General features: G+C 33.6%; 15 protein-coding genes. All 15 read right to left on the reverse strand.

Features of this window, described 5'->3' with window-relative positions; all coding sequences use genetic code 11:
* Positions 1–70: 70 nt before the first annotated feature.
* Complete coding sequence (locus H8909_RS11250; RefSeq protein WP_187012896.1) at positions 71–271, reverse strand: hypothetical protein; 201 nt, start codon at positions 269–271, stop codon at positions 71–73.
* A 74-nt stretch (positions 272–345) separates the two neighbouring features.
* On the reverse strand, positions 346–1,212 hold the full coding sequence (locus H8909_RS13885) for a peptidylprolyl isomerase (protein WP_187012897.1): 867 nt from the start codon (positions 1,210–1,212) through the stop codon (positions 346–348).
* A 218-nt stretch (positions 1,213–1,430) separates the two neighbouring features.
* Positions 1,431–2,030 (reverse strand): MBL fold metallo-hydrolase, encoded by a 600-nt coding sequence (locus H8909_RS11260; protein ID WP_187012898.1) that lies wholly within the window; start codon positions 2,028–2,030, stop codon positions 1,431–1,433.
* 39 nt (positions 2,031–2,069) lie between these two features.
* Entirely contained in the window at positions 2,070–2,219 is a 150-nt protein-coding gene (rpmG, locus tag H8909_RS11265; RefSeq protein ID WP_006506678.1) for a 50S ribosomal protein L33, read from the reverse strand.
* Positions 2,220–2,289: 70 nt separating this feature from the next.
* On the reverse strand, positions 2,290–4,362 hold the full coding sequence (locus H8909_RS11270; RefSeq protein ID WP_187012899.1) for a peptidoglycan D,D-transpeptidase FtsI family protein: 2,073 nt from the start codon (positions 4,360–4,362) through the stop codon (positions 2,290–2,292).
* 110 nt (positions 4,363–4,472) lie between these two features.
* The gene (lepA, locus tag H8909_RS11275; protein ID WP_117458048.1) at positions 4,473–6,278 is read right to left on the reverse strand and encodes a translation elongation factor 4; all 1,806 of its coding nucleotides are present in this window, start codon (positions 6,276–6,278) and stop codon (positions 4,473–4,475) included.
* Positions 6,279–6,296: 18 nt separating this feature from the next.
* On the reverse strand, positions 6,297–6,644 hold the full coding sequence (locus H8909_RS11280) for a single-stranded DNA-binding protein (protein WP_187012900.1): 348 nt from the start codon (positions 6,642–6,644) through the stop codon (positions 6,297–6,299).
* Between the two features lie 62 nt (positions 6,645–6,706).
* Entirely contained in the window at positions 6,707–7,030 is a 324-nt protein-coding gene (acpS, locus tag H8909_RS11285) for a holo-ACP synthase (RefSeq protein WP_117458049.1), read from the reverse strand.
* The gene (locus H8909_RS11290; RefSeq protein WP_226793570.1) at positions 7,030–7,677 is read right to left on the reverse strand and encodes a hypothetical protein; all 648 of its coding nucleotides are present in this window, start codon (positions 7,675–7,677) and stop codon (positions 7,030–7,032) included. The genes acpS and H8909_RS11290 overlap by 1 nt, the downstream gene beginning before the upstream one ends.
* A gap of 21 nt (positions 7,678–7,698) precedes the next feature.
* The gene (locus tag H8909_RS11295; RefSeq protein WP_022424344.1) at positions 7,699–8,016 is read right to left on the reverse strand and encodes a thioredoxin family protein; all 318 of its coding nucleotides are present in this window, start codon (positions 8,014–8,016) and stop codon (positions 7,699–7,701) included.
* Entirely contained in the window at positions 8,009–8,662 is a 654-nt protein-coding gene (gene trmB, locus H8909_RS11300) for a tRNA (guanosine(46)-N7)-methyltransferase TrmB (RefSeq protein ID WP_187012901.1), read from the reverse strand. The genes H8909_RS11295 and trmB overlap by 8 nt, the downstream gene beginning before the upstream one ends.
* 36 nt (positions 8,663–8,698) lie before the next feature.
* Entirely contained in the window at positions 8,699–9,394 is a 696-nt protein-coding gene (locus tag H8909_RS11305) for a pseudouridine synthase (RefSeq protein ID WP_117458051.1), read from the reverse strand.
* The gene (locus tag H8909_RS11310; RefSeq protein WP_187012902.1) at positions 9,384–9,875 is read right to left on the reverse strand and encodes a hypothetical protein; all 492 of its coding nucleotides are present in this window, start codon (positions 9,873–9,875) and stop codon (positions 9,384–9,386) included. The genes H8909_RS11305 and H8909_RS11310 overlap by 11 nt, the downstream gene beginning before the upstream one ends.
* A gap of 88 nt (positions 9,876–9,963) precedes the next feature.
* Positions 9,964–10,842 (reverse strand): aldose 1-epimerase family protein, encoded by an 879-nt coding sequence (locus H8909_RS11315; RefSeq protein WP_187012903.1) that lies wholly within the window; start codon positions 10,840–10,842, stop codon positions 9,964–9,966.
* A gap of 2 nt (positions 10,843–10,844) precedes the next feature.
* On the reverse strand, positions 10,845–11,984 hold the full coding sequence (gene nagA / locus H8909_RS11320) for an N-acetylglucosamine-6-phosphate deacetylase (RefSeq protein ID WP_187012904.1): 1,140 nt from the start codon (positions 11,982–11,984) through the stop codon (positions 10,845–10,847).
* Positions 11,985–12,214: the final 230 nt, after the last annotated feature.

Genomic DNA, 12,214 nt, shown 5'->3' on the forward strand with positions numbered 1-12,214 from the left:
TGACGTTTCTAAATTAACTAAACCATAAAATTCAACTATTCTATTTTTTCTAAATTATTCAAACTTGTTTTTAAGTTTGTCTTTTTTTATACGTTTTGATTGATTTTTGTTTCACACTTTTAGCCCCTGTTGTCTTTTCATATTCCTGATAGGGCTGTAACTCTCCAAATACTCTGAATTGAATACTCAAATGATCTGTCAGCTTAAAATGAATATCTGTAGAGTCTGCCTTCAGAGCTTTGAAAAAAATGGTTTCAAATAGTTCATCCATAAAATAACCTCCTACTATTACATACATATTTGAATCCCATTTTTCTCATAAAATAAAAAAAGATTCAGTGAAAATTACTGAATCTTTGTACATGTAATGCTTTCAATGACTGGCTGGTTCTTTTTAGAAACAGTTCCATTGCTGTCTTCTGTCTTTACGTCATCACAAATCTTATCAACAATATCCATACCTGAATAAGCACAGCCAAATGCTGCATATTGACCATCTAATGAAGGTGTATCTTCATGCATAATAAAAAACTGACTGCTCGCACTATCATATGACTGACTTCTAGCCATTGAAATAACACCTCTTATATGCTTTAAAGGATTATCAACACCATTTGCAGTGAATTCACCTTTAATTGTCTGTTTAGATCCTCCAGTACCATCACCATTAGGGTCACCGCCCTGAATCATGAATCCTTTAATAATACGATGGAATGTTAACCCATTATAGAAACCATCATTCGCAAGACCTACGAAGTTGCTCACTGTAATAGGTGCAATATTCGCATCTAACTTTAATTTAATTGAACCATAGTTCTTTACTTTGATTTCACAATCATAATAGCCAGTTAATAAATCTTTTAGTCCAGATACCTTAACCTTCTTAGTTGGATTCTTAATAGTCAAGCCTAAATCTTTTGCCTTAGATTGAGAATATTTCGCTTTAATAGTAATTTCATCACCATTAGAAAGAGCACCATTTACTCCATTCTCTAAAGTATATTCTATATCAGCTACGAAGTCTCTAATGTCTGAATTCGTTTTATCGTACTTTGTATTATTATCGATATAAACTTCTCCTTTTCCATTAAACCCTTTGATTGATACTTTAATATTACTCGTTAAATCAATAGTACCTCCTGACTTAGAAGAACATCCAATAAGAGTAGAACCTATAGCCAAAGCAAGAATTATACGTATTAACTTCTTCATCTTTTAAACCTCCATCATTTATTATAATTGAAAGCGCATTAATTGCCAACAAAAAAAGTCCTCTATTTCAGGGCATAGAGGACAATTGAAATGGACAACGAGAATGTAGAACTCATATACATGAGGGAAAATCATATAGTTTTAATCCACTTCAAAAACATTATATACCTAAATATTTATATTCTTTATATTTCACTTTAAACAACACCGTTTTTACCTTAAAAAGACAAAAATGGGTTATTTTTCTTTTCAAAAGAGAGAGTTGACTCTGGTCCATGGCCAGGATATACATCTGCATCTAACTCAAGATTCTTTATACGAGATAAAGATTTTAATAAAGAGAACTTATCTCCTGTAGGAAAATCAACTCTTCCACAGCCGCCTTTAAATAGTGTATCACCTGTAAATAATGCATTTTCATAGTAATAGAGACAGCTTCCCTTTGCATGTCCCGGTGTTTCATATATTTCAAACTTCATTTCACCTAAAGTGATACTATCTTTAATTGCTTTAACACCATCAACAATATACTTCTCTCCACCAAGCATCACTGATAAATTCTCATCCCAGTCAAGCATCATATCTTTTGCATCTTTAGTTGCATAGACATTTGTATGATAATAATCTCTTAATTCATTTACTGCGCCAATATGATCATAATGGCCATGTGTAATAAGAATTCCTTTAATATCTCGCTGTGCTACTTCTTCAATAATACGCTTTGGTTCATCTCCAGGATCAATAATAACACAACTTGACCCAGAACTCACAATATAACAATTCTCTTGAATAGGACCTACTACTATTCTTTTAATCATACAATTTCCTCCCTGTATAAAAAAAATAAGCCTTGTGGCTTATTTCTTTTCCTTATGAACAGTTTTCTTGTTACATCTTGGACAATACTTTTTAAATTCAACCCTTTCAGGATGACTCTTTTTATTCTTTGTGTTGATATAGTTTTCTTCACCACATTCTGTACACTTTAAGATAATATTATCTCTCATGAATATTACACCTCCAAATAAGTTTGCTTCAATATATTATCATATAAATTCATAAATTACTAGTTCTTTTTTAATTATTGTAGCCATATTTTTCAAAATAGAGACTAAATGCTTTTTTCGCAATACTTGGCGCATCATTTGCACCCTTTAATCTTTCTTCAAGAACAGCTACTACAACCTGTGGATCCTTACTAGGACCATATGATATAAACAAATGGTTAGGATGGTCGACATTACCTGTATGCGTATAGTCTTCTGCAGTACCTGATTTACCAGAAACATCATACTGGAAACCAGCAAAAGAACCTGCAGCAGTACCATAGGTAACTACGGCCTTCATACCAGCCTGAATCTGATTAAATGCATCTTCATTGCCTTCTGAGACATCATCCATAATATGCTTCTTATGTGTATTAAGAGTCACAATATTGCCAGATGTATCTGTCTTATAAGAACTCTTATAAAGATGTGGCTGCACTTTAACACCTTTATTTGCTAGAGTAGACGCATATACAGCAAGCTGTAGTGGTGTATATGTATCATACTGACCAATAGAGAAGTCAAGAAGCTTACCAGCAGTATCTTCTTCTTCACGAGGACCAGTCGCTGCTTCATAAGGTAAATCAATACCAGTCTTAACACCTAAACCTAATTCTCCTGCTGCATTTCTTAATTTAGTAAAGGCACTCTTATCAATATGAATTGGTTTATCATACTGATAATGACCACCAGCAAGCTTGATGATAATCTTCATCATATAAATATTAGAAGAATAAGCCAACGCCTGTACTTCATTGATATTACCAAAACCACTCTTATTCCAAGAATGCTTAGCTTTAGTACCAGCAATCTTTAAACCTTCAGATGTATCTGCTTCATAATGGTTGGCTTTAATAATGTTATTCTTGAAGCAAGCATAAATAACAGCCCCCTTCATAGTAGAACCAATACGATAAGCACCTGTATAAGTAAGATAAGTCGCATCCTTCATCTCATAAGGTGTCTTCTCCTTATTGTATTCCTTACCAACTAACGCAATAATATCACCTGTCTTAGGTTCCATCACTATACAATAGATATGCTGCTGATATCTTTCTGCTCTATGACTATAAAGACACTGTTCTACCATCTGAGTCAATTGTGACTGAATATCCCAGTCAATCGTTAACTGAATATTCTCACCACTGCTGCCCTGTTTCTTTGTTTTGACTATTGGTGTTCCATCACTTGCATACTTTAAAGTCATCACTGACTTATTACCACTTAAAATATCTTCATACTGTCTTTCAAGCCCTGAAGTACCTACACGTGAGTCATTACTATAATCTAATGCAAGAAGCTCATCCTTTAATGTAGCAGGTAACCCTTGTTTCTTAGTTGTTACCTTCCCTAGTGTACTCTTTAAAGTAGACTCATCAGTATAAGCACGTTTCCAATCACTTGTGACCTGAATACCTCTTAATAAGTCATTGTTTTCACCAATAACACTTGCTTCCTGATAGCTGATATTTTCAAGAAGTACTGCAGAACCATTCTTACAATTCTTAATTGTATAATAAAGCTTATAATAACGTACATCATCATCACTTAAGTGCTTTTCTAATACACTCTTTGTGATTCGTTTAAGCTGTAAATTATAATACTCAGTATCTCCATCATCATTTGTCGCAAGAGCCTTCTTCTCTGCCTCTGACACAAGAGATTTTGCAAACTTCTTATCCTTCATGATCAGATAGTCTTTCTTTTCTCTCTCAGTCACGCTAGAAATATCAATATTACAATTCTTAGTCAAGAAATTAACCATTGATTTAATTTCATCATCCTTAATTCCTTTGACTGCATAATAAGTTGCACATACTACATTCTCATTATATACAAGCTTATTATAGTTTCTATCTACTATTTCACCACGTAATGCATCGACTTCAAATGTATTTGTACTATATTGTTCTAGCTTTGCTGAATAAAAGTCAGACTTATTGACCTGCATATAAAAAAGTCTTAATGCAAAAATGCTTGCTATCACAATAACGACGCCAATAATAATATAGAAACGACGTGCAACTACATTATCTAATTGATTACGTTCCTGTTCCTGGGCTTCTTTTCGCCCAATAAACTTTATCGGTCTATTACTAAACAATCAAATCCCACCTTTTTTCTCTCATATTATATATGTATATTCTTTTCATTTCAATTAATTAGAGAAAATCAAATGTGTGAAAAAACAAAGAAAGGCAGAAATAACTCTGCCTATTCATCATCCACAGATAAAATAGCCATGAATGCTTCTTGTGGAATTTCTACACTTCCTACAGCCTTCATACGCTTTTTACCTTCTTTCTGTTTTTCAAGAAGTTTCTTCTTACGTGAAATATCCCCACCATAACACTTTGCAAGGACATTCTTTCTAATTGCCTTAATATTAGTACGAGCAATAACACGTCCCTGAATAGCTGCCTGAACCGGAATCTCGAATTGCTGTCTTGGAATAATAGTCTTTAATTTCTCACAGATAATTCTTCCTCGATCATACGCAAAATCTTTATGAACAATAGAAGATAATGCATCGACTACTTCCCCATTTAAAAGAATATCCATCTTTGTTAAATTACTTGCACGATAACCATGTAATTCATAATCAAATGAAGCATAGCCACGAGTACATGATTTTAATTTATCAAAGAAATCATAAACAATTTCTGATAGTGGAATATAATAAATAACATTTCTTCTTGTATCATCAAGATATTCAATATCTACATATTCTCCACGCTTGTTCTGACATAATTCCATAATAGGACCAATAAATTCATCAGGTGTCATAATTGCTGCACGTACATAAGGCTCTTCAATACGTGTAATTGTTGTTGGATCTGGCAATAAAGCTGGGTTATCTATTTCAATCATAGAACCATCACTTAAATAAACGTTATAGATTACAGATGGTGCTGTCGCAATTAAATCAAGACCAAATTCTCTTTCTAGTCTTTCTTCAATAACATCCATATGTAATAATCCAAGGAATCCACAACGGAAACCAAATCCTAAAGCCTGAGATGTTTCAGGTTCATAAACAAGCGAAGAGTCACTTAACGCAATCTTTTCAAGTGCTTCACGTAAATCTTTATATTTAGCATTATCAATAGGATAAAGACCACAATAAACCATTGGGTTCATACGTCTATATCCAGGTAATGGTTCTTCTGCTTTATTTTCTAAAGTAGTAACTGTATCACCTACATGAACATCAGATATAGACTTGATACTTGCTGCAATCCATCCTACTTCGCCTGTTACTAGTTCATCCTTTTTCACTTCACGAGGCGTATGTACACCACATTCTACAACTTCGTAATCAGCATCACTTGCCATAAAATGAATGTGATCCCCTACTCTAATCTTACCTTCCTTAACACATACAAGAATAATGACACCTCTATATGCATCATAGAAAGAGTCAAAAATTAAAGCCTGTGTAGGGTTATTAATATCACCACTCGGTGCAGGAATCTTAGTTACAACTTCTTCTAGTACCTGGTCAACATTTAAGCCTGTCTTAGCTGAAATACGAGGTGCATCATCTGCAGGAAGACCAATTAAATCTTCTACTTCTTCTGCAACCCTATCAGGATCTGCACTAGGAAGATCAATTTTATTAATAACAGGAAGAATCTCTAAATTATTATCTAGTGCAAGATAAACATTCGCAAGAGTCTGTGCTTCTACACCCTGAGCCGCATCTACTACAAGAATAGCTCCTTCGCAGGCTGCAAGAGAACGTGATACTTCATAAGAGAAATCAACATGGCCCGGTGTATCAATAAGATGCAAAAGATAAGTCTTACCATCTTTTGCAGTATATGAAAGAGATACTGCATTTAACTTGATTGTAATACCACGCTCTCTTTCAAGTTCCATATCATCAAGTAACTGATCCTTCATATCACGATCAGCTACTGTGCCAGTTAATTGTAAAATTCTATCGGCAAGGGTACTCTTACCATGGTCAATATGTGCGATAATTGAAAAGTTTCTAATAAGTGACTGATCAACCATAAATAAACCTCCTTATTTCTACATAGTCAGCGGTTTCTGAAGTTCTTTGATCTTCTCATCAAGAACCTCGAAAGACTCTGCACGTACAGACATGACACGATATCCTTGATAATCGGGCTTGTCTTCAAGATCATTTAATCTTCCTTTTACTGCAATGACACTGCCAACATGACATGTATCATTAATCATTTCCGCTAAACCTCTCCATAAGATAATAGGAACCAAATCATAATCCCTACATCCTTTCACTTCATCAAAAGGACGATAAACCATAATATGGATTAAAGCATCCTTTCGATAATTATTGATAATTTCATAATCAGGCATCTGAGCAAGTCTACCCACAAGAAATACTTGATTATACATATAAAAATCACCTCCTCCAAAAGACTTGTTTTAAGAAGAAGGTGAATACGGGTTAAATAAAATTATTTCTTATTTACAAAAGCGATCGCAATGCCGCCATCATGTGCAATAGAAATGTCTGCATCCTCATCATTGAGATAAGGACTTCCGTCTTCATGATTCAAAATGACAATATCATGAAATGAAATACCACCAATACCTAGGTGATTTGCTTTCAGATAAGCTTCCTTGGCTGCAAAACGACCACCTAGATACTCTCTCTTACGCTTTTCGGTAGGAAATGATTGAAATATCTCATATTCTTCATCTGACAGAATATGACGGACAAATCTTTCATTCTCAATATCTAAGCGAGAAAGTTCAACGATATCAACACCAATTCCCATTAATCTTCAAACTTCTTTTCATAAAGATTCATGAGTTCATCATAGCTCATATCATCATTGATTTCTTCAATCAAAGGATCTTCATTCTCCGTGTCATGTTTGAACTTACCAGTTCTCTCTTCAACAATTTTGAGGTCTTCTTGTGATTCAAGTGTTAAAGTAGATAAATTCTTCAAGCGGTTTTCTACAGAATCAATCACTTCACTGCTTTCCTTCTTGACTACTTTCTCTACCTTCTTTGCCTTTTTCACAACAGGCTTTTCTTCCTCAATTCCTTGAGCACCATAAAAAGGACTTAATACCTGTACCACATCATCCTCACGTCTTTTTATTTTTTTCTTAACTGCTGGCTTTTTTTGTGGCACAGGGTTATTAGATTCCTGCACTCCGTTCATTGGAGAGATGATCTGACTCATAACATATTCTTGCTTTTTAGGCTTTTTAGGTTCTTCTTTTTTCTTTACTACAGGAACCTTTACTTCGACCTTTTGTTCTTCAACTTTTTTTTCTTCGTTATAAATCATAGGTTCACTGAACTTTTCTTTACGACGCTGTTCAATCACAGGATCCACATGTGGTGGCTCCTCTTTCTTTACAGTATCTTCAAAATCCATATCTTTACCCATAATCCAATCTGTAATTTTCATATTCAACCCACACTTTCTTTTTTAAATTGAATCAATGAAAGACTGAACTTCCTCCTCTGTCTTTCTTAATTTCGATACCAATCGTCCTAGTTCCTGTCCCTTATCATATGCGATAAAAGAAGGAATACCTAAGATATTTAATTCAATACATAAATCAAGCATATCGTCACGATTCACATAATAGAATTGATATGCTGGATTGTTTTCAACAACATGTTCTATATAGGTTTTCATATAAAGACAATCTGGACACCAATCTGTAGAAAATACGATAATACATTTATTCTGGATAGCTTCTTTAAACTCTTCTAAAGAATGCAATTGAATGAGCTTATCCATTCATATCACCAAAATCAATATCGATTCTATAAATAGGACCAAATGGTGAGAACTTCTTTTCATATTCAGTCATCACATTATCTTCATATCCTTCACTATGATGAAGATCTAAACATACATCATGGAAACGTGCTCCATAATTGTTCATAGAAACAAGTGAGAATTCAAAGAATGGACGGTTATCTGTCTTAAAAATCAAATGACCTTCATCCTTTAAAATACTCTTATAAACATCCAAGAATGAAGAATAAGTCAATCTTCTCTTTGAATGTCTCTTTTTAGGCCAAGGATCACTGAAGTTTAAATAAACTGTATCAATCTCACCTTCTGCAAATACTTCACCTAATACTGCTGCATCTTCCTTCATAAAGCGAAGATTTGGTAAAGTTTCCATCTCTAAGAATTTCTTTACCGCAATAGTTAGAACTGTTGAATATTTTTCAATACCAATAAAGTTGATATCTTGATTTCTTCTCGCATTTTCGATAATGAAATCACCTTTTCCCATTCCAATCTCAATCGCAATAGGATTGTTATTTCCGAATACCTCATGCCACTTACCTAAGTGGTCACGTGGATTAATAAAAACTAAATCTGCATGCTCTTGTAAAAAAGGCATCGCATCAGGATTATTTCTTAATCTCATAAAACCTCCATATCATTGTTATTATATCATAAAACGTTATAGTATGCTATTAATTTCCTCATCTGTAAGTGGTCTGTAATGACCTAATTTAAGACTCTCATCAAGTTTAAGTTCTCCCATGCTGATACGCTTCAAATAAACAACCTCTTTACCACACGCTTGAAACATTCTTTTAACCTGATGAAACTTGCCTTCATAAATAGTCACTTCACACTCACTAATTTCATCGCTCTTAATAATATTCAAAAAAGCTGGCATACATGTGAAATCTTCTAAAGGAATACCTTTAGTAAATGCATTGATATCACCTATTCCAAGTCTTCCCTTCACTTTAACATAATAAGTCTTTGGAACATGTGTTCTAGGAGAAAGGAGACGATGTGCTAGTTGCCCATCATTAGTGATAAGCAAGAGACCTTCTGTATCTACATCAAGTCTTCCTACTGGGAATAGTCCAGGATGGTATTCTTTAATCAAATCAATAACCGTAGGATAAAGATTATCTTCTGTTGCACTCACATAACCATCTGGCTTATTCAACATATAATAAACATACTTTGAATAAACAATCTTTTCACCATCTACATAAATCTCGTCTTTTTCAGGATCAACATGAGCCCCTGATGATTTAATCTTCTTACCATTAGAAACAACAACTCCATCCTTTAAAAGCTGCTTCACATCTTTTCTTGAGCCATATCCACAATGTGCTAATAATTTATCAATTCTCATTCTTCACCTCAAAACAATAGCTATAACTTTCATCAGAATCTGATTCATTTTGATCATAATGAACAAAAACCTTAAGCGAGTCTTTCTTCTTTACCCTACCTGACAAAGAAATACCCTTATAAATATTCTTCTTTTTATCAACGACTCCAGGAACCATAGAATAAGTTTCTTTATCAAAATATCCAATAGTCGGCTGATAATCATCTAAACATGATGAACTATATGAAATAGCCTTAATATTGTACATGTTCTCTTTTGGTTCATCAATGACTAATTCATATCGATATCCTTCATTTATTTCCGTATAATACAATTTTATATTCATTTTATCAGAAATATCATCGAATTTCTTGGCTTTTTTGATATATGACAAATCTTCTTTGTATTTTTTTAATATGCTATCTGAAATATCTGAATCTTTTGTCTTTGTTCCACATGCCGTCATAAATAAACAAAGCAAAACCACCAACAACTTCTTCATACAAACTGCCTCCTATTTAAAAATTATAACATTCTCATCTATAGAACGTAAATACAATGATAAAAAAAGAAGACAATTTCTTGTCTTCTTACTGGAAAATTTCAACTGCAAATTCGCAATTAAATGTTTCACCCTTCTTAAGTGCTACAGCACTTTCTTTATCTTTAAAATCTCCTTCAAAGTCAACATAGTCAGTATGTCCAACCCAAGGTTCAATAGCAAGTAAACCACCCACATGCTTGCTTGTCCAAAGTCCTAAATGATCAAAGCCCTTCATATAGAAGTTTAAGCTCTTATTATTAGTAAGTGACTTTAATGAAACATAGCGAGATTTAAAATGAGGCACTACAACTGCATCATTATCAAACATAGCCTGACGCACAAAGAAATGACGTTCATTATCAAATAAACGTTTTGTTTCATGAGACATACCTTTTCTTTCTACATCAATAATTTTCTGATTTACTGTTTCATTCTGTTCAAATTCAATATAATAATCATTCGCATCTTCGCCTTCAATAAATGGGCAGGCAAATGCTGGATGACCACCAATCTGGAAATAGATCACATCTTCATTATGATTTTCTACTCTAAATTCAGCTTTTAATTTATTGTCTACTAATGTATAAGTCACATATAAATCAAATTCATAAGGATACATTTTCTTGATTTCATCACTAGAAGATAAATGGAACACTACATGTGTATCATCATGTTCATATACTTCATATTCAGTATTTCTAGAGAAACCATGCTGATTCATATGATATTCCTTACCATCAATACGACATGTTCCATTCTTTAATGCACCTACAATTGGGAAAAGTACAGGCGCACTATGTCCCCATAAGCATGGATCCTGCTTCCACATATAGTTAAGTCCATCCTGCATCCCAATCAGCTTTGAGATTTCAGCACCTTTAGGATCAAATTGTGCTTCTAAATAATCATTTTTAATTGTAATCATATCTACCCTCCGATTTTAGTTTCACCATTTAAAATGACTCTCTTAATATCGATTTCATCATCAATAAGAATCAAATCAGCTACGCATCCTTCTTTAATACGTCCATAATCCTTTAAACCTAGATGATCTGCAGGATTCTTAGTCGCATAACCAATAGCTTCATATAATGGCAAATCAAGATGTTTATAAGCATTTCTTACACACTGATTAAGGTTTGCAGTAGAACCAGCAAGGTTGCCTGACTTCAAGCGCGCCTGACCATCCTTTACATAAACCTTCTGATTACCTAATTCATAAGTGCCATCTGGAAGCATAGCAGCCTCTAATGAGTCCGTAATTAAAATTAATTTATCTGCACCTTTCATCTTAGATAAAATCTTAGCTGCTGGGAATGATACATGAATACCATCAAGAATAAGTTCTGCATATACTTCATCATGAAGCATTACAGCACCTACAACTCCTGGTTCTCTATGTTTTAAAGGAGTCATCGCATTATAAGTATGAGTACCTGAAGTAGCACCTGCTTCAATAGCTTTCACTGCTTCTTCATAAGTCGCATCAGTATGTCCCATAGAAACAACAACGTTCTGTTCTCTTAAATATTTAATCAGATCTACTGCACCTTCAATTTCAGGTGCTAAAGAAATCTTCTTTACAAAATCAGGATGGTCACCTGCAAAAGATAAGTAGTTTTCTACAGTAGGTGCAATCATACATTCTTCTGGCTGAGCACCTTTATATTTCACACTAAAGAAAGGTCCTTCTAGGTGCATACCTAAGATCTTAGCACCTTCTACCTTATCCTTATTATCATAGCCTGCTGCAATAGCCTTTTTAATATCTTCAGCTGGCATAGTCATAGTTGTAGGTAAAAAGCTAGTTACACCTGTCTTTAATTCTGATACAGAAATATTATTTAAATCTTTGAAAGTTGCATACATTGTATCGCTACCATTACGTCCATGAGTATGCACATCAATCATACCAGGCGCAACATATAAGCCCTTTGCATCTATTACTGTTTCATCAGTAGGTACACGGTTACTGACTTCTGTAATCTTTCCATTTTCAAAAAATACATTTAATTCTTTAATAGAATCTTCTAAAATCACTTTACCATTTATAATAACGTTTTTCATATTGAAATCCTCCTTACACTATTATAGCACATATTTATCGTACAATGAAATTATAGAAATTTTTATAAGTATATATTTTAACTTTAATGTAAAAAAAAGAGCCTCTTGATAGAGTAAAATGGACCCTGTAAAAAGGACACGATAAAAAAAGGATATTTATTTCGTGACCCTGTTTTACAGGGTTTTTATTTTGCGTAGTATAATGATTATAGAATGGTGGTGTTATTATG

The organism is Catenibacterium faecis, assembly GCF_014306455.1.
Lineage (GTDB): Bacteria > Bacillota_I > Bacilli_A > Erysipelotrichales > Coprobacillaceae > Catenibacterium > Catenibacterium mitsuoka_A.

Coding starts and splice junctions, on each gene's coding strand:
- H8909_RS11250 (WP_187012896.1), bottom strand. CDS start 271: ATGGATGAACTATTTGAAACCATTTTTTTCAAAGCTCTGAAGGCAGAC.
- H8909_RS13885 (WP_187012897.1), bottom strand. CDS start 1,212: ATGAAGAAGTTAATACGTATAATTCTTGCTTTGGCTATAGGTTCTACT.
- H8909_RS11260 (WP_187012898.1), bottom strand. CDS start 2,030: ATGATTAAAAGAATAGTAGTAGGTCCTATTCAAGAGAATTGTTATATT.
- rpmG (WP_006506678.1), bottom strand. CDS start 2,219: ATGAGAGATAATATTATCTTAAAGTGTACAGAATGTGGTGAAGAAAAC.
- lepA (WP_117458048.1), bottom strand. CDS start 6,278: ATGGTTGATCAGTCACTTATTAGAAACTTTTCAATTATCGCACATATT.
- H8909_RS11280 (WP_187012900.1), bottom strand. CDS start 6,644: ATGTATAATCAAGTATTTCTTGTGGGTAGACTTGCTCAGATGCCTGAT.
- acpS (WP_117458049.1), bottom strand. CDS start 7,030: ATGGGAATTGGTGTTGATATCGTTGAACTTTCTCGCTTAGATATTGAG.
- H8909_RS11290 (WP_226793570.1), bottom strand. CDS start 7,677: ATGAAAATTACAGATTGGATTATGGGTAAAGATATGGATTTTGAAGAT.
- H8909_RS11295 (WP_022424344.1), bottom strand. CDS start 8,016: ATGGATAAGCTCATTCAATTGCATTCTTTAGAAGAGTTTAAAGAAGCT.
- trmB (WP_187012901.1), bottom strand. CDS start 8,662: ATGAGATTAAGAAATAATCCTGATGCGATGCCTTTTTTACAAGAGCAT.
- H8909_RS11305 (WP_117458051.1), bottom strand. CDS start 9,394: ATGAGAATTGATAAATTATTAGCACATTGTGGATATGGCTCAAGAAAA.
- H8909_RS11310 (WP_187012902.1), bottom strand. CDS start 9,875: ATGAAGAAGTTGTTGGTGGTTTTGCTTTGTTTATTTATGACGGCATGT.
- H8909_RS11315 (WP_187012903.1), bottom strand. CDS start 10,842: ATGATTACAATTAAAAATGATTATTTAGAAGCACAATTTGATCCTAAA.
- nagA (WP_187012904.1), bottom strand. CDS start 11,984: ATGAAAAACGTTATTATAAATGGTAAAGTGATTTTAGAAGATTCTATT.